Genomic DNA, 19,537 nt, shown 5'->3' on the forward strand with positions numbered 1-19,537 from the left:
GGTGAGGATCGGCTATCGGGCGCTACTCGAACATCTCCGCCAGGGCCGCGTGGGGGTCTCCGTCGAAGTGGTGAATAGAGGGCCGTGGTGGCCAATGGGTGGTCTCGTCGTCAGGCCAGCACGGGACGACATGGAAATGCAGGTGCGGGACGCTCTGACCAGCGTCCTGGCCTGAGGCTTGGAGAAGGACGCTGCCCGTGGCACCGAGCCCGCCTCGCATCGCTCGCGCGACGCGCTGTACCAGGGCAATCGTCGCCGCCAGCGAGCTAGGCGATGCCGTGCGAAGGTCCGTGGCGTGTTCGACGGGTACGACCAGAGTGTGACCGGGAGCGAGTGCCGAATCGGGCAGAGGCGCGAAGGCCACGGCGTCGTGTTCACGTTCTATCCACACGGCCGGAGACGAACCGTCGATGATGCGGCAGAACGGGCAGGGTTCCAACTGCTCAGCCTCGTGTGGCGCCGCGGCCACCTGAACTTGCACCTCTGGTGAACCCATGGCCATCACGCCTGCTCCCCTCGCTGGATCGCGCGATAGACCGTCGAACGGGCGACGCCGAAGAGCTCGGCGATCTCACTCGTGGTATGGGCGCCGGTGCGGTGCAGCTGCACGAGGTGCTTCTCTTGCGAGGGGGTGAGCTTGGGCTTGCGGCCGCGGAGCTTGCCTGCTGCCTTCGCGATCGCCATGCCCTCCCGGGTACGGGCGCGGATGAGGTCCGCCTCGAACTCGGCCACCATGCCGAGGACATTGAACAGCAGCCGGCCGACCGGGTCGGTGGGGTCGTAGACCGCTCCCCCGAGGTTCAGCGCGACGCCCTTCTTCGTCAGCTCGTCCGCGATGTCGGTCGCGTCGCGCAGCGACCGGGCGAGACGGTCGAGCTTGGTGACGACCAGCACGTCGCCGGCACGGCACGCAGCTAGTGCCTCGCGGAGCCCAGGCCGGGCTCGAGTCGTCCCCGAGAGGCCGTGGTCAACAAACACGTGTTGATCGTCAACACCGAGTGCTGCCAGACCGTCACGTTGTGCTGCGAGGTCTTGGCCAGAGGTCGAGACGCGGGCGTATCCAATGAGCATCTGCCGACTGTAGCGTTTAGACCCCCGTCACCGGGCATTTTTGCGGGACAGGCATACGCGAATCCGCAGGCCAGGCGCCAGTTGGACTCGACCAGCCAACAAGGCCTCGCGAAGGTGTCCCGATGAACGACCGGCTATCGGGCAGCACCCGAAGCCCCGGCAGGGACCACTGTCTGTGATTCAGCGCACGCTCCCACTCGGTCACCCTGGGATGAACTTGAGGTTGCGTCTTGTTCGGCGCACGTGTTGGGGTATAGCGTCCGCAGCAGTTGGCCCCGATTTACTCGGTAATGGCACCAGACGATGACGTCTGTCGGTCTAGCCCTGATCCCGACGTCAGGCATCGCTTAGATCACATCAGACCCGCCTGGTTGGGTACCGATTAGCGGACATCTCTTCAAACGGTGACGACGGAGGAGATGTTCGCTCCACCAACCCTCCAGGCGACGCCTCGCCTCTCTCGCGCCACCATTTCAGACGGACCGCTTGACGGCATGACGACTTAGGGTCAGAGTCGGCCCGCACGCCGTTCCAGACCACCTCGGCCGACAGGCCTTCTCGCACGCACCTCGAGGCGCAGCATCCCCGGCCTCACGACAGCACAGTCAGCGACGACACATGCACGAGAACGACGGCGTCGAGCAACTGCTGAGCTGGGACGAGTGCTGGGGGCACATCCGCCGCAGTCGCAAAGGCCGCATCGCCTGGGGCTACGGGCCCAGCATCGACGTCACACCGACGAGCTATCTCGCCGACGGCCAGACCATCTACATCCCGACCGACGTGAGCACCCGGACGGTCATGACGGGCACCTCGCCGTGGGTCGCGTTCGAGATCGATGGTCTCGGCGAGGATGCGCGGTGGAGCGTCCTGGTCAAGGGGCACACCCATCAGGTGGTCTCGCAAGCAGACGATGACGTGATCGACTCCCTGCGGAGCCATCCCGTGAGACGCGGACCCCTGGTGCGTTTCGTGCGGCTCGATCCGACCGAGGTGACCGGCTGGGCCACGTTCCCCGATCTCTAGCCCGCCAGGCCGGCGATCCGGCGTGAGCGAATGTGAGCATAGGTCTGGTTCTCGAGGCCCTTCGGGTATAGCGTCCAACCAGTTGGCCCCGATCGATTCGGCAGGAGGCCTGACGAGGCGGTCAGGAACCCTAGTCCTGACCCCCGCAGGAACCGATGCGATCACATCAGACCCGCCTGGTGGGTACCGATTAGCGGACATCTCCTCAACGGTGACGACCGAGGAAATGTCCGCCACACGGCTATCGCCGCCGGCCCTCATCAGGCGTAGCCTCAGGGCCGCCTCGAGTCCGACGGACCGAGGCCGCGGCACGGCCGCGGGTAGGCCGCTGCTGTCGGGTGCGGCGGCCTATCGTCACCGCGAACGGGACCCGCGACGTCAGTCGGCGAACGCGGTCCGGATGGCCGCCTCCTGCTTGTCACTCAGGTCCGCCTGCAGGAGTCTCGCGTTCGCCCCCCGGAACGCCTGGGTGAGCCGATCGACCTCGGTGCTGCTCGTCAGGACGAACAGCGCCGACGTGCCGGGTCGGAGGTCGCGCCGGATACGACGGATGAAGTTGTCGTCGATGCCCACATCGGTCAGGGCGCCCGCGATGATGCCCGTCGCCGCACCGAGAGTCATCCCGATCAACGGGACGAAGAACATCACCCCGAAGAGGAACCCCCAGAACGAACCGCCCAGGGCCCCCTCTGGATCCGCCGAGGGGAACTGGGCCGTGCGGGGCTTCCGCGTCCCCGGCTCCCAGCTCACGATCGCCCCGTCGCTCACCGTGAACACCTCCTCGGCGTGCAGACGGTCCACCTTCACATGGGCCTCATCGGCCCCCGCAGAGGTGTCGAACTCCCAGACAGACAGGGTGGCGGCCATTTCGGGCTCCTCGAGCGGAAGAGAACCGACCCCCTGACCGCTCTGATCGAGAACAGCGGACGCCGGAACCCACGCTGGCGCCGCTCGTCGGCGCAGGCGCGCACAGTCTGTCGCCAAAGAGCCGCAGCGCCTAAGGCAGACCGTTACAACGAGCTGAAGGGGCCATCTCGCATCCCTACGGTTGCGAGACGTCTCGGCGACTCCGACCAACGGGCAATCGGGGCCCGCATTTTCCGGGCACGGTGAGTCTCGTAACCATGTATCGCAACCTTGGTCGAGATCTAGTGTCATCAAGGGTTGGTTGCGAGACACATTTGGTACTGCGGTGAGGTTGATCGGCTACGCCCCGGTCTCGACACTTCAGCAGGACACCGACCTGCAAGAGCAGGATCTGCTTGCGGCGGGGGTAAGGCGAGATGACCTGTATGTCGACGAGGGCGTGTCCGGTGCGCGCGCATCGCACCGTCGTTCGACCAAGCTCTCGCCGCTCTCCAAGAAGAGGAAACCCTCGTCGTGACGACCCTCGACCCCTAGGCCGTTCCACTATCGACATGCTCAGCTTTGCATGACAGCTCCGAAACCGCGGCGCCAGCCTCCGCGTGCTAAACCTCGGCGGCGAGGACGTCAACTTATCCACCCCTACGAGAGCAATGGTGATCTTCGTCATGGCAGCTCTCGCGCAGATGGAGCTCGAGATCAAACACAAACGCGTCCGCGACTCCGTCTACGAATAGTTTGGGGCTCGACAGTTGAAACGTTCAGGGAGGGATCACTGCGGCGGGCGATAACTGCAATGAAGATCCGCCGACGGGGCCGGCTAACTCGCTTCGAAACCGGATGATGCAGTCTGTCCGGGCCCGGATGCAACGCCACTGCAATGCCGTGTGGGCAAACTGCACTGGTACTGCAACCTAGATTTCTTACTGCAACCAATTCTCGGACCCTACAACAACCAAGCCCTAGCTAGGCATATCCACGAACCGCGAGAACATCCCGTGGAACGCCACCGTGATGGTGTCCGTCGGCCCGTTGCGGTGCTTGGCGACGATGAAGTCGGCCTCGCCCTGGCGGGGGTTGTCCTTCTCGTAGGCGGACTCGCGGTGCAGCAGGATGACCATGTCGGCGTCCTGCTCGAGCGAACCGGACTCTCGCAGGTCGCTGATCGCCGGCTTCTTGTCGGCACGCTGCTCGGGGCCACGGTTCAGCTGCGACAGCGCGATCACGGGCACCTGCAGCTCCTTCGCCATCAGCTTCAGCGCACGCGAGAACTCCGACACCTCCTGCTGACGGCTCTCGACGCGCTTGCCCGACGTCATCAGCTGCAGATAGTCGATCACCACGAGCTTCAGGTTGTGCTGCTGCTTCAGCCGCCGGCACTTCGCACGGATCTCGACCAGCGTCATGTTCGGGCTGTCGTCGATGAACAGCGGCGCATCGTTGATCCGACCACGCACCTGCGCGATGTTCGTCCAGTCACGCGCATCCACCGTTCCCTTGCGCATGTTCTGCAGCGGCACACTCGACTCGGCCGACATCAGACGCATTGCGATCTCGCTTCGCCCCATCTCGAGCGAGAAGAACACCGACGCCTGCCCGTGCTTGATCGACGCCGCCCGCGCCAGGTCGAGCGCCAACGTCGACTTACCGAGCGCCGGTCGCGCCGCCACGATGATCAGCTGCCCGGGGTGGAACCCGTTCGTCAACGCATCGAGCTGCGCGAACCCGGTCGGCACACCCGTCATCTGACCGTCACGACCCTTGGCCGCCTCGATCTCGTCGATCGCGACCGTCACAGCCTCGTTCAGCGGCACGTAGTCCTCGGTCTGGACTCCCCCGGCCACGTTGTACACCTCGGCCTGCGCGTTGTTGACCAGGTCGACGACCTCGCCCTCGCTGGCGTAACCCATCTGCACGATCCGCGTGCCGGCCTCGACCAGACGACGCAGCACCGCCTTCTCGGCCACGATCGACGCGTAGTAGCCGGCGTTCGCCGCGGTCGGCACGACACCGGTCAGCGTGTGCAGGTACTCCGCTCCCCCGGCACGTGACAGATCGCCCGACTTCATCAGCTCGTCGCTGACCGTGATGACGTCGGTGGGCTCACCGTGCGAGTACAACCCGAGGATCGCGTCGTAGATGACCTCGTGCTTCGGCACGTAGAAGTCCATGCCGCGCACCGTCTCGATGACATCGGCGACGGCGTCCTTGCTCAGCAGCATGCCGCCGATCGTGCTCTGCTCGGCCAGCAGATCGTGAGGCGGGACGCGGTCCATGCCCGAACCCATCGCCGGGCGATCGCGGTCACGCGGCGAATCGCTGGCGATACCGAGTTGGGCGAGCGACATGGGGCCTCCTGCAAGAGCTGATCGGGCGCGTGCCGACGGGCACGGACGACACTCGGGACTGTTCTACAGCGGACCCCCGACATCGCTGCCCGAACCGCCGCGACCCATCCCCTCCGAGCGCGTGTACACCATATGGACACCTAGTTCTCCACAGCAAACGAGCCTGTGGATAACTCTGGGGAGAACCCGTGCGAAACGCCGGGGTCGCTTGGGGAGAACTGTGGATCAACCTGTGGAAAAAGAGATACTTCACCATCCAGACCCGCCTCTGACCAGGCATTTCGATTTACTCACCCTGTGTGTAAAAACTAGTCTCAACCCGGGGTCGAGACTCCCGATTTGACTTCTGCCTGTGCACAGAGAACTTGACAACGGGTCACGGCGCCCGATACGGACTCGGCTCTCGTTCAGCTTCTCGTAACCCGGTCCGACTCCCCCGGCCCGCGCCTCCTCGGCCCCTCAGCAGCCCCTGTGCGCCCCTCTGACGGGCGACGCGCGAGCGGACGACCAACGGGCCCCGGCGCACGGAAAAGCGGCGCCCCTCCCGGAGGAGGAGCGCCGCTCGACTGAGCTCAGAGAGCTACTTGGCCGAGACCACCGTGAGGGTGATCGTGGCGATGACGTCTTCGCGAAGACGCAGCGTGGCCTCGTGCTCACCGACGAGCTTGATGGCCGAGGGGATCTCGACCTTCCGCTTGTCGATGGTGGCGACACCCTGCTTGGTGACCGCGTCGGCGATGTCGCCGGGGCGGACCGAACCGAACAGACGACCGTCGGCACCGGTCTTGACCGTGAGACGGATCTTCTGGGCCTCGAGGCGGGCCTTGAGGTCGTGCGCCTCTTCGATCGTCTTCAGCTCGCGGGTCTCGCGGGCCGTGCGGATCTGAGCGACCTGCTTCTCGCCACCACGCGACCACGCCACGGCGAAGCCCTGGGGGACGAGGTAGTTGCGGGCGTAGCCGTTCTTGACGTCGACGACGTCACCGGCCGAGCCGAGGCCGGAGACCTCGTGCGTGAGGATTACTTTCGACATGCGTTCTCTCCTAAGTCGGCGCTGATCAGCGGCCGGAGCCGGCGTAGGGGAGAAGCGCCATCTCGCGGGCGTTCTTCACGGCACGGGCGATGAGGCGCTGCTCCTGGACGGAGACGCCGGTGATGCGACGGGCGCGGATCTTTCCACGCTCCGAGATGAACTTGCGAAGGGTCGCGACGTCTTTGTAGTCGATGACGCCGACGCGGATCGACTTCGCGGGAGCGGCGTTCTTGCCGCCCTTGCCGCGGAGGGGCTTGCGGCGGTCGCCGCTGCTCTTTCCAGCCATTGTGGTCTGCTTTCAGATGAGTAAGAAGAAGTACTGAAGGGGGACGACGTGCCCTGAGGCAGGGTGCCTAGAAGGGCGTCTCGTCGTTGTAGGTGCCGCCGCCGGGGGTGTTCCACACGTCGCCGCCCGAGGTGCTGCCACCCTGCGGTGCGGCTGCGGGCTGACCCCACGGCTCCTGCGCCTGACCGCCGCCGACCTGACCCTGCTGGCCGCCGCCGCGGTTGCCCCCGAAGGAGCCTCCGGCAGCGCCGTCGCGGGACGAGGAGGCGCGGGTCACCTGAGCGGTCGCGTAACGCAGCGAGGGGCCGATCTCGTCGATCTCGAGCTCCATGCTGGTGCGCTTCTCGCCCTCTTTGGTCTCGTACGAGCGCTGCTTGAGCCGCCCCTGAGCCATGACACGGCTGCCCTTGGTGAGGCTGCTGGCCACGTGCTCGGCGAACTCGCGCCAGACGCTGGCACGGAGGAAGAGCGCTTCGCCGTCCTTCCACTCGTTCGACGCGCGGTCGAACGTGCGGGGGGTCGACGCGATGGTGAAGTTCGCGACCGCGAGCCCGTTCTGCGTGTAACGCAGCTCGGGGTCACTGGTGAGGTTTCCCACCACTGTGATGACGGTCTCGCCAGCCATCGGCTACTCGGAGGCCTTCGGTGCGGCGGGTGCGGGCTTCTCCGACGACGCGGCGGCGACCGACGCGGCGGGAGCCGAGGCGGAGGCAGGAGCGGCGGCGGGTGCGGCGGCGGCGTTGGCGGCCTTGCGGGCCGCCTTCTCGTCGGAGACCTTCTTGGCGGCGGCGACCATCGCGATGGCCTCCTCGGCGCGGAGGACCTTCGTGCGCAGCACGGCCTCGGAGAGACCCAGCTGACGGTCGAGCTCGACCGTGGCGGCCGGGTTCGAGGTCAGGTTGACGACGGCGTAGATGCCCTCGGTCTTCTTGTTGATCTCGTAGGCGAGACGACGGCGGCCCCAGATGTCGACGTTGTCGATCGTGCCGCCATCGTTGCGGATGACGTTGAGGAACTTGTCCAAGCTCGGGGCGACGGTGCGCTCATCGATCTCGGGGTCCAGGATGACCATCAGTTCGTACTGGTTCATGACTAACCCACCTCCTTCGGACTTAACGGTCGCAGACGGTCTGCGACAGGAGGGTATTCATGGTCACGGGCGCCGTGAGGCGCACGCAACCTTGTAAGGGTAGCCGCTCGCGCCTCCTAGTTCAATGCCTCGTCATCGTCGGCCGGCGGGGGAGTGACGCCGCCACGGGCGACCGGAACCCCGGTCAGCGCCGCGTTCGCCTCGCTCTGCGCCTGCGCGAGCGCGTCGGCCACCGAGAGCTCGCCGGTGAACATCCGGTCGAAGATCGGCTCGATGATGCTCTGCGTGCGTCCGTAGATGCCGGTCGGCGCGGCGATGGTCGGCCCGTCGTCGATGACGTCGAAGAACGGCCTGACGTCGACGCCCTGCGTCGTCCAGTGGTCGTAGTACCCCTCTTGAGCGCCGAGCACGGCCGGCACGGCGGCGCCGTCGGCCCCGATGTGCTTCGCGCCGTCCGTCGAGCCGAGCCACGCGAGCACCTTCGCGGTGTCGTCGCGGTGCGGGGTGTTCGCGTTGCCCGCGGCGACGATGCCGTTCGTCACGCTGATGCGGCCGGCGGGCCCGGCGGGCATCGGCGCGACGCCCCACTCGAAGTCGGCTCCCGCGTCGACGGGCGCGAGGCTGTACAGCCCCGACTGGAACAGCGCCATGTTCCCGGCCACGAACTGCTCGCGGCTGTAGTCCGCGTTCTCGTTCGTCAGGACGGCGGGAGGCGCGACCCGCGCCTGCTGCACGAGGTCGACCACGTACTGGAAGGCGACCCGCGCCTCCTCGGTGTCGAAGGCGAACGCCGTCGAGTCGTCGTTCTCGAACGCGCCGCCGGCCGAGGCCAGGTAGTCGTACCAGATGGCCTGCAGGTCGTCGCCGGCGTTGTAGCCGTACTGCACCGGGGTGCCGTCGAAGGCGGGGTCGTCGGCCGTGCGCCCCGACGCGTCGCGGGTGAGCTTCTTCAGCACCGGCAGCAGCGTGTCGCCCTCGCCGCCGCCGGGCGCCCAGGCGAGCTCGTCGAGCGTCGCCGGATCGATGCCGGCCTGCTTCAGCAGATCCGCGTTGTAGTAGAGCGCGATGCCGCCGTCCGAGAGCTGCGGCACGCCCCAGAGGTGGCCGTCGTCGGTCGTGAACTGGTCGACGACCGCGGGGGACCACGCCGCGCGCGAGGTGCGACCGAGCACGCGGTCGATGTCGAACAGCGCGCCCTCATCGGCGTAGTCGGTGTAGTTCGAGCTGTTCAGCCAGAAGATGTCGTCGGCCTCGCCCGCCTCGACGTCGTCGGCCAGGGTCGTGAAGTACTCGTCGTAGGGCACGACGTCGACCTCGACCTCGATGTCGGGGTTGTCGCGCTCGAACGTCGCGAACGACTTCTCGTAACCGGCGGCGACGGTGTCGTCCCAGACGCGGACGGTGACCGTCGTCTGATCCGCCTCGGGTTCCGGACGCGTGGGCCCGGTCTGACCCGAGGTCGACAGACCGAACGCGGTGATGCCGAGGGCCGATGCGGCGACGATCGCGACGCAGACGGACCCGGCGACGAGCGCGGAGTTCAAGGGCTTGGGCACCGGTGCAGAGTACCCGGACTCCGAGGAGGCGCGGGTCGGCACCGTCCTGTGCTCGACGCCGCCGTCGTGAAGCGGCTACTGGCTGCGCGCGCCCCACCAGGCCAGCAGGCGGGCGGTCGCCTCGTCCTCGCCGAGCGGGCCCTCTTCGGTGCGCAGCTCGAGCAGGAACCGATACGCCTCGCCGACCTCGCGGCTCGGGCCGATGCCGAGCACGCGCTGGATCGCGTCGCCGTCGAGGTCGGGGCGCAGCGAGTCGATCTCCTCGCGGGCGCGGAGATCGGCGATGCGGGCCTCGAGGTCGTCGTAGGCGAAGCCGAGGCGGTCGGCCTTGCGGCGGTTGCGGGTCGTGACGTCGGCCCGGGTGAGCATGTGCAGACGTTCGAGCTGGTCGCCGGCGTCGCGCACGTAGCGGCGGACGGCCGAGTCGGTCCAGGCGCCCTCGGTGTAGCCGAAGAACCGCAGGTGCAGCTCGATCAGACGGTAAACCGCGGCGATGGTGTCGTTGTCGAAGCGCAGCGCCTTCAGCCGCTTCTTGGCGAGCTTCGCGCCGACGACGTCGTGGTGGTGGAACGTCACGACCCCGCCCGGCTCGAGGCGGCGGGTGGCCGGCTTGCCGCAGTCGTGCAGCAGGGCCGCGAGGCGCAGGGTGAGATCGGGGGCCTCGCCGGGGTGACGCTCGGCCTCGTAGCCGATCGCCTGCTCGATCACGGTGAGGCTGTGCTCGTAGACGTCTTTGTGGTGGTGGTGCTCGTCGATCTCGAGGCGCATGGCGGCGAGCTCGGGCATCACGTGGTCGGCGAGGCCCGTGTCGACCAGCAGGCGGATCCCGGGGGTCGGGGTCGCGGTGCGCAGCAGCTTCGAGAGCTCGTCGGCGACGCGCTCGACCGACACGATGGACAGGGTGGAGGCGCGGGTCGTCATCGCCTCGCGCACCTCGTCCGACACCTCGAATCCGAGCTGAGCGGTGAACCGCGCCGCCCGCATCATCCGCAGCGGGTCGTCCCGGAAGCTGTCGACGGCCGCGCCGGGGGTCGCGAGCCGCTGCGCCAGCAGATCGTCGACCCCGCCGGACGGGTCGACCAGCACCTTCTCGGGCAGCCGCAGCGCCATCGCGTTGACGGTGAAGTCGCGACGCACGAGATCGCCCTCGAGGGTGTCGCCGAACTCGACGACGGGCTTGCGGGTCTCGCCGTCGTAGACGTCGCTGCGGTACGTCGTGATCTCGACGACCTCGCCGTCGACGCGGGCCGCGATCGTGCCGAACTGGCGCCCGACGTCCCAGTGGGCCTCGGCCAGGGGCACGACGATCTCGAGGATCTCGTCGGGGGAGGCGCTGGTCGTGAAGTCGAGGTCGTTCACCCGGTGCCCGAGGAACGCGTCGCGCACCGGACCGCCGACCAGGGCGAACTCGTGACCCGCGGCGGCGAAGGCGGCCGAGAGGCGGGCGATGCGGGGGGTGGAGGCCAGTCGATCCAGGCGCTCGACGGCGGAGGCGACGGTGTCCATGGGCGACCACTTTGCCATACGGGGCGGTGCGGATCGCCGACCCGCGCCTCCTCCCCAGGGCTGGTTCCGGGCCTCGACGGGGCCGTCGGGGGCCGCTCACCTCGAACGGCTGGGGACGATTCCCTAGACTCGGCATGCTCGTGCGACCCCGGCGCCGACGAGCGACACCACTATGAGACTCCTTCCCGCCTTCCTGGCCCTCGTGACGACGCTCGGCGTCGCAGGCGCCGCGCTGCCCGCGGACGCCGCGTCGGCCGCACCGGCGGGCACCGTGTCGGCGTCGGCGTCCGCCGCGTCGTCGGCCGCCGAGGCCGACGGCGACTCCGTCACGCTCACCGTCTCGCCCGAGGCCGACGGGGTGCTGCGCTCGGGCGACGACCTCGATCTGACGCTCACCGTGACGAACGGCACGGAGAGCGACCTCGACGAGGGCAGCGCCCGCATCTACCTCGACCGCGACTCGTTCGTCGCCCGGTCGAAGCTCGCCGACTGGCTCACCCCCGAGACGACCACGGGCGACGACTACCTCGGCCTCTACATGGCGCGGGTCGACGTGCCCGCGGTGTCCGCCGGCGAGACCGTGACCGTCGACGACGTCTCGATCCCCGCCGACCGCACGGCCCTCGACGGGTGGACGTGGGGTGCGCGGGCGCTCGGGGTGCGCCTCCTCGGCCCCGACGGACTGCAGGTCGCGCAGGCCCGCAGCAGCGTCGTCTGGTACCCGAGCGAGAGCTTCCAGCCGACGCGCCTGTCGGTCGCCGTGCCGATCACCACCCCCGAGACCGAGAACGGCGTGCTCGACGCCGCCGCCCTCGAGGCCTACACCTCACCCGACGGCACCCTCACGCGGCAGCTGCGCCAGGTGGTCGGCACGTCGGCGACGGTGGCCGTCGACCCGATGATCATCGCGTCGATCCGGCTGCTCGGCAGCGAGGCCCCCGAGTCGGCGGTCGAGTGGCTCGACGACCTGTCGGCGGCGGGCGTCGAGACGTTCCCCCTCGCCTACGCCGACGCCGACGTCGCCGGGCTCAGCCAGGCGGGCGCCCCCTCGGTGCCCGGACCGACCTCGTTCGACTCGCTGGTCGACGAGTCGCGGTTCGACACCTCGACCTCGGCCACCGACGCGCCGACCCCGGCGCCGACCGACGAGACGAGCGACGGGTCGGACTCGAGCACGAGCTCGTCGTCGGGCTCGTCGACCTCGTCGGAGTCGTCGCCCGGCGCGGGTCCGTCCGACTCGCCGGGCGTCGGCACGGGCGGCGGCTCGGGCTCGACCGCCCCGCCGGCCGACGAGCCCACCCCGACACCCACCGACGAGCCGACGGCGCCTCCGCTGCCGACCACCGAGTCGCTGCTGGCGTTCCCCTGGTCGCTGTCGTCGATCGCCTGGCCGGTCGACGACACCGTGGTGGCCTCCGACATCGCCACCATCACCGAGCGCGACTACACCTCGACGATCCTCTCGAGCTCGAACGTCGACGTGGCGTCCGAGTCGACCGAGAACGCGCCCGTCGACCTCGGCGGCTCGACCGGTCTCGTCTCGGACGACACGCTGTCGGGTCTCGTCCGCGAGGCGGCCGCGGCCACCAGCACCGCCTCCCGGAAGTCCGCGATGGCCGAGCTGTCCGCGAGCGTCGCCACCATCGCGAAGGAGCGCCCCAGCGACGGCCGCACCATGCTCGCCACCCTCGGCCGCTCGTGGTCGACCGACGGCGAGCGGCTGCGTCAGACCCTCGGCGCCCTCGACGACCTGCCCTGGTCGGCGCCCTCGGCCCTCGGCGACACCCTCGCGGTCGACGCGACCGACGCGACGGTCGTCGACGAACCCGAGTCGGCCGAGCGCCTCCGCGACCTGCGCTCGCTCGTCCGGTCCGACCGCCAGGTCGCCGACTTCTCGACCGCCCTCGAAGAGCCGCAGACCGTGACCGGCCCGGCCCGCCTCCGCACGCTGGCGCTGTCCTCGCACGCCTGGCGGGCGAACCCCGGCGGTCTGTCGTCCGAGGTCGCCGACGCGGCCGTGGCGGCCACCGACACGTCGCGACTCGTCTCGATCGTGCAGGGCAGCGACCAGCTGATCCTCGGCGACCGGTCGTCGCTGCCGCTCTACGTGCAGAACACCTCCGACTCGGCGGCGACGGTGTTCCTCACCCTCGCCCCCTCCAGCTCGCGCCTCCTCGTCGAGGAGGACCGCATCCCCGTGACCGTGCAGGCGCAGTCGCAGGCGCGCGTGCGGGTGCCCGTGCAGTCCATCGCCAACGGAACGGTCGACGTCTCGATGTCCCTCGTCAGCTCCACCGGGGTCACCATCGCCACCCCGGCCGTCGTCTCGATCAACGTGCAGGCCGGGTGGGAGACCGCCATCACCTGGGCGTTCGGCATCGGCTTCGCCCTGCTCTTCGGCGGCGGCATCTACCGCACCATCCGCAAGCGCCGTCGCGACGCCGACGGCGGCGGCAGCGCCGGGGGAGACCCCGACGGCCCGACCGACGGCCCCGTCGCCTCCCCGGGCGCGGCCGCGTGAGCGGCGCGACGGGCACGGGGAACGCAGGAGGCGCGGGAGGCGACCAGGGAGGCTCCGGTCCGATCCCTCCCGCCGGCTCCGCGGGCCGCGGCGGTCTCGGCCGCGCGAGCATCCTCCTCGCGTCCGGCACGATGGTGTCCCGCGTGCTCGGCTTCGTCAAGACGGCCGTCCTCGCCGCGGCCATCGGCCAGTCCGCCAGCCGTGCGGCCGACTCGTTCGCCCTGGCGAACCAGCTGCCGAACAACATCTACGCGCTCATCGCGGGCGGCCTGCTGAGCGCCGTGCTCGTGCCGCAGATCGTCCGGGCGGCGACGCACGACGACGACGGCGGCCAGCGCTTCATCAACAAGATCGTCACCCTCGGCACGCTCGTCTTCGCGGTGGTCGGTCTGCTCGGCACCCTGCTGGCGCCGGTGCTCGTCTCGATCTACGCCCAGCAGGCCGATGCATCCGGTCAAGGGGGTTACACCTCCGAGTCCCTGGCGCTGGCCACGGCGTTCGCGTACTGGTGCCTGCCCCAGATCTTCTTCTACGCCATGTACTCGCTGCTCAGCGAGGTGCTCAACGCCCGCCAGGTCTTCGGCCCGTTCACCTGGGCCCCGGTGCTCAACAACGTCGTCGCGATCGCCGGTCTCGTCGCCTTCATGGTGGTCTTCGGGGGAGCCGAGGCGAACTCGACCGTCGACGTCTGGTCGGCCGACCGCATCGCCGTGATCGCCGGCACGGCGTCGCTCGGCGTGCTGGCACAGGCGGCGTTCCTGCTGCTCTTCTGGCGTCGCGCGGGGCTCACCTTCCGCCCCGACTTCCGCTGGCGCGGCGTCGGACTCGGTGCGACCGGCAAGGCGGCCGGCTGGCTCTTCGGCATGGTGCTCGTGACCCAGGTCGCCGGGCTCGTGCAGAGCCGGGTGGCGTCGCAGGGCAGCGGCGCCGGGGCCTCGAACGCCGTGCTCGCCAACTCGTGGCTGCTGTTCATGCTGCCGCACGGGATCGTGGCCGTGTCGATCGCGACGGCCTACTTCACCCGCATGAGCGGCCACGCCTCGCGCGGCGATCTCCGCGCCGTGCGCACCGACCTGTCGCAGTCGCTCCGCACCATCGGCATGTTCATGGTCTTCGCCACCGTGGCCATGTGCGTCGTCGCGTACCCGTTCGCGAGCTTCTTCGAGCGGACCTTCGAGGGCGCCAGCCAGATGGCGCAGGTCATCCTCGGGTTCATGCCCGGGCTGATCCTCTTCAGCGTGCTGTTCGTCGTCCAGCGGGTCTTCTACGCGCTGCACGATCAGCGCACGCCGTTCTTCATGCAGGTCGTCCAGTCGAGCATCTTCGTCGTCGGCACGCTGATCGCCTCCGCCGTCGTGCCCGACGACCAGGTCGCCGTCGCGATCGCCGTCACGACCTCGATCGCCGGCTCGACCCAGACGGTCGTCGCCCTGGTGCTCATCCGCCGCCGCCTCGGCGGGATGGACGGCCGCTGGGTGCTGCGCCGCTACGTGCAGTTCCTGTTCTTCTCGCTCGTCGCCGGTGCCGTCGGACTCGTCGTCGTGACCATCATGGGTGGTTTCGTTTCTGATGGCTTCGCGCACAGCGGCCGGATCCCCGGGCTGCTGACCGTCATGGTCGCCGCCGCGGTGATGGCCGTCGTCTACCTCGGTCTGCTCGCCCTGATCCGGCTGCCCGAGCTGCTGGCGCTGACCGGTCCGGTGGTGGCCCGGGCCCGGCCGCTGGTCGCGCGCGTCCTCAGGCGCTGACCCGCGCCTCCTCCCCAGGGGCTCCCTGGGCCGCTCCGAGGGGTCGACCCGCGCCTCCCGGGTCGCTCGGAATAGCCCGTCGATAGGATGTGTTCACTCAGACGGTCGGGCGAGAACGTCGATCGGGCATCACGGCTCGAACGCATCTGGCACGACATCCGCCCCGTTCCTCAGAGAGGTGCTCATGCGCCAGATCATCATCATCGGCTCCGGTCCCGCCGGCTACACGGCCGGCATCTACGCCGCCCGCGCCGGGCTCGAGCCGCTCATCGTGGCCAGCTCGGTCGAGGCCGGCGGCGAGCTCATGAAGACCACCGAGGTCGAGAACTTCCCCGGCTTCCCCGACGGCATCATGGGCCCCGACCTCATGTTCAAGCTGCAAGAGCAGGCAGAGAAGTTCGGCGCCGAGGTCCTCCTCGACGACGTGACCAGCGTCGACCTGACCGGCGACGTCAAGAAGGTCACCCTCGGCAGCGGCACCGTCGAAGAGGCCGTCACGGTGATCTTCGCCACGGGCAGCGCCTACCGCAAGCTCGGCCTCGCCGACGAGGAGCGCCTCAGCGGCCGCGGCGTCAGCTGGTGCGCGACGTGCGACGGCTTCTTCTTCAAGCAGAAGGAGATCGCGGTCGTCGGCGGCGGCGACTCGGCGATGGAGGAGGCGACGTTCCTCACGCGCTTCGCCAGCAAGGTCTACGTCATCCACCGCGGCGACTCGCTGCGTGCGTCGAAGATCATGCAGGAGCGGGCCTTCGCCAACGACAAGATCGAGTTCCTCTGGAACAAGACCGTCACGAAGATCAATGGCGACGAGAAGGCCACGGGCGTGCAGCTGACCGACACGGTCGACGGCAGCACCTCGGACCTCGACCTCGACGGCCTCTTCATCGCGATCGGCAACGACCCGCGCGTGCACCTCGTCCACAACCAGCTCGACCTCACGGTCGACGGCACGATCGCCGTCGAGGGCCGCAGCTCGAAGACGAACCTCCGCGGCGTGTTCGCCGCCGGCGACGTCATCGACGCGACGTACCGCCAGGCGGCCACGGCAGCCGGCTCGGGTGTCGTCGCGGCGCTCGACGCCGAGCACTTCCTGGCGAGCCTCGACCAGACGTTTCTAGCCGAGAACACCGAGGGCGCGGCCGAGGGCATCGACACGGCCGAGTCCGTCGCCGTGGGCGTCTGACCGGCGCCCCCGGTCTCCGCCTCGCGAACCCCACAGCCCTAACAGTCCCCACGACGAAAGGAACCACCATGAGCACCGCCAAGGCAGTCACCGACGCGTCCTTCGAGAGCGACGTCATCACCTCCGACAAGACGATCCTCGTCGACTTCTGGGCCGAGTGGTGCGGCCCGTGCCGCGCCGTCTCGCCGATCCTCGACCAGATCGCGGCCGAGCACTCCGACAAGATCGAGATCGTCAAGCTCAACGTCGACGACAACCCGCAGACCGCGGCGAAGTACCAGATCACGTCGATCCCCGCCATGAAGGTCTACCGCGGTGGCGAGGTCGTCAAGACCGTCATCGGCGCGAAGCCCAAGCAGGCCCTCGAGGCCGACCTGGCGGAGTTCCTCGCGTAGTCGATCCGACCACGTCGAAAGCCCGCCCAGCACCCCGCTGGGCGGGCTTTCGTGGTCTCACCGCCGCACCAGGCATAGTCTTGGACGATTCACCCTCAGACAGACAGGGAAGCAGATGACCGACAAGGGCACCAACCTCGATCCGTGGTACGACTCGTACGCCGACCGTACGGCCGGACTCAGCGCCTCCGAGGTCCGAGCCCTGTTCGCCGTCGCCTCGCGTCCCGAGGTCGTCTCCCTGGCCGGGGGCATGCCCTACGTCTCGGCTCTGCCGCGCGAGCTCGTGACGGGGTCGATCGACCGCGTCATGTCGAAGGGCGGGGGAGCGATGGCCCTGCAGTACGGCTCGGGTCAGGGCACCCCCGCGATCCGCGAGCACATCATGCAGATCATGGCGATGGAGGGCATCCGCGGCAGCGCCGACGACGTGGTGGTCACGACCGGCTCGCAGCAGGCCCTCGATCTCGTCACGCGGCTGTTCATCAACCCCGGCGACGTCGTCCTGGCCGAGTCGCCGAGCTACGTGGGGGCTCTGGGGGTCTTCAAGGCCTACCAGGCGGACGTCCAGCACGTCGCTATGGACGACGAGGGGCTGGTCCCGGAGGCGCTGAGAGAGGCGATCACGGCCGTCACCTCCCGGGGCGGCACGATCAAGTTCCTGTACACGATCCCCAACTTCCACAACCCGGCCGGAGTCACGCTGTCGTGGGCCCGCCGGCTCGAGATCCTCGAGATCTGCCGCAGCGCCGGAATCCTCGTGCTCGAGGACAACCCCTACGGCCTCCTGTCGTTCGACGAGCCGGCTCCGCAGGCGATGCGCTCGGTCGACGACGAGGGCGTCATCTATCTCGGTTCGTTCTCGAAGACCCTCGCCCCCGGGTTCCGCGTCGGCTGGGCCCTGGCCCCGCACGCCATCCGCGAGAAACTGATCCTCGCGAACGAGTCGGCCACCCTGTCGCCCAACTCCTTCGGTCAGTTCGTGATCACCGAGTACCTCGACCAGGCGGACTGGCGCGGCCAGATCGACATCTTCCGCGACCTCTACCGCGAACGACGCGATGCGATGCTGTCGGCCCTGGGGGAGTACCTGCCCTCACTGACGTGGACGCGACCCGAGGGCGGCTTCTTCGTCTGGCTGTCGCTGCCCGACGAGCTCGACTCGAAGGCCATGCTGCCGCGTGCGGTGAAGGAGCTGGTGGCCTACACGCCCGGAACGGCCTTCTACGCCGACGGAGGGGGGCGGCAGAACATCCGTCTGTCGTTCTGCTACCCCACGTCCGAGATGATCAAGGTCGGCGTGGCGCGCCTCGCGACGGTGATCAACGGCGAGCTCGACCTGCTGAACACGTTCTCCGGTGCTCGTTTGGGCAAGCCGGCGACGCAGCGCGAAGGCGTCACCATGCCGCCGCCGAACATGTCCTGATCAGCGTTTATCGTCTCTCGCGTCTTCTTCTCGCCATCATCTCGAAGGATCATCCGTCATGAACTCGAGCGCCCTGCGCAACGTCACCGTCCTCGCCGGCGGCATCTCGCACGAGCGCGACGTGTCGCTCCGGTCGGGCCGACGCGTCGTGGACAGCCTGACGTCGCACGGCATCGCCGTCGAACTCCGCGACCCGGATGCGACGCTGCTGGCGCACCTCACCGAGACGCACCCCGACGTCGTCTGGCCGGTGCTGCACGGCGCCAGCGGTGAGGACGGCGCGCTGCGAGGCCTGCTCGAGGCACTCGACATCCCGTTCGTGGGCAGCACCTCGGCCGCGGCGCGTCTCGCATGGGACAAGCCGACGGCGAAGGAGCTCGCCCGTCGTGCCGGCGTCTCGACGCCCCGGGGCCTGACGCTGTCGCACGATGCGTTCCGCGAGCTCGGAGCAGCCGGCGTCCTCGCGGCCATCGCCGACGAGCACCCGGTGCCCGTCGTGGTGAAACCCGCCCGAGGAGGCTCGGCGCAGGGAGTCACGGTCGTCGAGACCGCAGACGGCCTCCCCCGGGCGATGGTCGACGCGTACACGTACTGCGACGATGTCATCGTCGAGCAGAAGATCACCGGCACCGAGATCGCCGTGGGTGTCATCGACACGGGCGACGGGCCCACCGCCCTGCCGGCCGTCGAGATCGTGCCGCGCAGTGGGATCTACGGATTCGACGCGCGGTACAACGCTGGTGAGACGACGTTCTTCACGCCGGCTCGGTTGTCGGATGAGGCAGCGGCGTCAGCCGCCCAGGCGGCGGTCGCGGTTCACGAGGCCTTGGGGCTGCGGCACTTGTCACGTGTCGACCTGATCGTCGATGCCACCGGCAAGGCCTGGTTCCTCGAGGTGAACGTGCTGCCGGGGCTGACGGAGACCTCGCTCGTACCGATGGCCCTCGATGCCGCCGGTTACGAGCTCGGCTTGGTCTATGCAGCCCTGGCCGAGAAGGCCGTCCGCGACCACCAGTAGACCCACCGGCCTCCGGGCCCACGTTTCACGTGAAACCTCGCCCGCATGCTGTGGAGGATGCCTTGGTCGCGACGGACTGAGGCTGCCCCCACCCCGTGACCGGTGCCGGCCTCATCGAGGCTCGTGCTCGGTCGGTCTATCCGGCCTCGGCATGCCCTGCAGTCACCAGTGATGAGACACCGACTGCGATCGCTCGATTTCGTCAGGAGGTGCTCCTCTCGAGGGGAGTGTCGCCTTCCTGCCTGCTCATGGTGCGTGGCCAGAACTGCCAGTCGAGGGAGACGAAGTCTCGAGAAGTCCAGCCGGGAAGCATCGCGAGTAGCGCCATATTGCTGCAGGGCAGGCGGTGTCGTATCGCGGGAGCGCAGGCGGTGTCGTAACGAGACAGGGCAGGCGGTGTCGTAACTCGGCAGCGCAGGCGATGCCGTATCGCAGAGTCGCAGTGAAAGATCGCGTGAGGTCCGAGAGC

General features: G+C 68.7%; 16 protein-coding genes and 2 pseudogenes. 8 read left to right on the forward strand and 10 right to left on the reverse strand.

Annotation, left to right across the window (positions count from 1 at the left end):
• Positions 1-22: 22 nt before the first annotated feature.
• Positions 23-502, reverse strand: a complete 480-nt coding sequence (locus ASF89_RS16260) for an HIT family protein (RefSeq protein WP_369814531.1) — start codon at positions 500-502, stop codon at positions 23-25.
• Complete coding sequence (locus tag ASF89_RS00910; protein ID WP_055811259.1) at positions 502-1,071, reverse strand: recombinase family protein; 570 nt, start codon at positions 1,069-1,071, stop codon at positions 502-504. The genes ASF89_RS16260 and ASF89_RS00910 overlap by 1 nt, the downstream gene beginning before the upstream one ends.
• Before the next feature lie 618 nt (positions 1,072-1,689).
• Here ASF89_RS00910 and ASF89_RS00915 point away from each other — a divergent pair.
• Positions 1,690-2,097, forward strand: coding sequence for a pyridoxamine 5'-phosphate oxidase family protein (locus ASF89_RS00915; protein ID WP_055811262.1), 408 nt, complete (start codon positions 1,690-1,692; stop codon positions 2,095-2,097).
• Between the two features lie 378 nt (positions 2,098-2,475).
• Here the strand turns inward: ASF89_RS00915 and ASF89_RS00920 are convergent, their stop codons facing one another.
• On the reverse strand, positions 2,476-2,964 hold the full coding sequence (locus tag ASF89_RS00920; protein ID WP_055811265.1) for a DUF1269 domain-containing protein: 489 nt from the start codon (positions 2,962-2,964) through the stop codon (positions 2,476-2,478).
• A gap of 325 nt (positions 2,965-3,289) precedes the next feature.
• On the opposite strand from ASF89_RS00920, the pseudogene ASF89_RS15250 reads away from it, so the two are divergent.
• Positions 3,290-3,689 (forward strand): annotated as a pseudogene (locus ASF89_RS15250) (recombinase family protein); the annotation flags it as partial.
• A gap of 234 nt (positions 3,690-3,923) precedes the next feature.
• Here the strand turns inward: ASF89_RS15250 and dnaB are convergent.
• The 7 genes and pseudogenes from dnaB to ASF89_RS00955 form a co-directional block, all read right to left on the reverse strand.
• Complete coding sequence (gene dnaB / locus ASF89_RS00925; protein WP_055798980.1) at positions 3,924-5,309, reverse strand: replicative DNA helicase; 1,386 nt, start codon at positions 5,307-5,309, stop codon at positions 3,924-3,926.
• Between the two features lie 580 nt (positions 5,310-5,889).
• Complete coding sequence (gene rplI, locus ASF89_RS00930) at positions 5,890-6,342, reverse strand: 50S ribosomal protein L9 (protein WP_055798983.1); 453 nt, start codon at positions 6,340-6,342, stop codon at positions 5,890-5,892.
• Positions 6,343-6,367: 25 nt separating this feature from the next.
• Positions 6,368-6,628: a 30S ribosomal protein S18 gene (gene rpsR, locus ASF89_RS00935; RefSeq protein WP_043595327.1), complete on the reverse strand. Its 261-nt coding sequence runs from the start codon at positions 6,626-6,628 to the stop codon at positions 6,368-6,370.
• A 67-nt stretch (positions 6,629-6,695) separates the two neighbouring features.
• On the reverse strand, positions 6,696-7,253 hold the full coding sequence (locus ASF89_RS00940; protein WP_055798988.1) for a single-stranded DNA-binding protein: 558 nt from the start codon (positions 7,251-7,253) through the stop codon (positions 6,696-6,698).
• A 102-nt stretch (positions 7,254-7,355) separates the two neighbouring features.
• Positions 7,356-7,718, reverse strand: a pseudogene (gene rpsF / locus ASF89_RS00945) (30S ribosomal protein S6); the annotation flags it as partial.
• A 116-nt stretch (positions 7,719-7,834) separates the two neighbouring features.
• Positions 7,835-9,274, reverse strand: a complete 1,440-nt coding sequence (locus ASF89_RS00950; RefSeq protein WP_082489689.1) for a sugar ABC transporter substrate-binding protein — start codon at positions 9,272-9,274, stop codon at positions 7,835-7,837.
• A gap of 75 nt (positions 9,275-9,349) precedes the next feature.
• Complete coding sequence (locus ASF89_RS00955; RefSeq protein ID WP_055811272.1) at positions 9,350-10,780, reverse strand: CCA tRNA nucleotidyltransferase; 1,431 nt, start codon at positions 10,778-10,780, stop codon at positions 9,350-9,352.
• Positions 10,781-10,952: 172 nt separating this feature from the next.
• On the opposite strand from ASF89_RS00955, the gene ASF89_RS00960 reads away from it, so the two are divergent.
• The 6 genes from ASF89_RS00960 (at position 10,953) to ASF89_RS00985 (ending at position 19,068) form a co-directional block, all read left to right on the forward strand.
• Entirely contained in the window at positions 10,953-13,301 is a 2,349-nt protein-coding gene (locus ASF89_RS00960; protein ID WP_055811275.1) for a DUF6049 family protein, read from the forward strand.
• Positions 13,298-15,049 (forward strand): murein biosynthesis integral membrane protein MurJ, encoded by a 1,752-nt coding sequence (murJ, locus tag ASF89_RS00965; protein WP_235483948.1) that lies wholly within the window; start codon positions 13,298-13,300, stop codon positions 15,047-15,049. The genes ASF89_RS00960 and murJ overlap by 4 nt, the downstream gene beginning before the upstream one ends.
• 184 nt (positions 15,050-15,233) lie before the next feature.
• Positions 15,234-16,232: a thioredoxin-disulfide reductase gene (trxB, locus tag ASF89_RS00970; protein WP_055800628.1), complete on the forward strand. Its 999-nt coding sequence runs from the start codon at positions 15,234-15,236 to the stop codon at positions 16,230-16,232.
• Positions 16,233-16,300: 68 nt separating this feature from the next.
• The gene (gene trxA / locus ASF89_RS00975; RefSeq protein WP_055799001.1) at positions 16,301-16,627 is read left to right on the forward strand and encodes a thioredoxin; all 327 of its coding nucleotides are present in this window, start codon (positions 16,301-16,303) and stop codon (positions 16,625-16,627) included.
• 115 nt (positions 16,628-16,742) lie between these two features.
• Positions 16,743-18,050, forward strand: a complete 1,308-nt coding sequence (locus ASF89_RS00980) for a PLP-dependent aminotransferase family protein (RefSeq protein WP_055799004.1) — start codon at positions 16,743-16,745, stop codon at positions 18,048-18,050.
• 58 nt (positions 18,051-18,108) lie between these two features.
• A complete protein-coding gene (locus tag ASF89_RS00985) occupies positions 18,109-19,068 on the forward strand; it encodes a D-alanine--D-alanine ligase (protein WP_055811278.1) in 960 nt (319 codons plus the stop codon).
• Positions 19,069-19,537: the final 469 nt, after the last annotated feature.

The sequence above is a fragment of the Frigoribacterium sp. Leaf172 genome (genome assembly GCF_001424285.1).
Classification (GTDB): domain Bacteria; phylum Actinomycetota; class Actinomycetes; order Actinomycetales; family Microbacteriaceae; genus Frigoribacterium.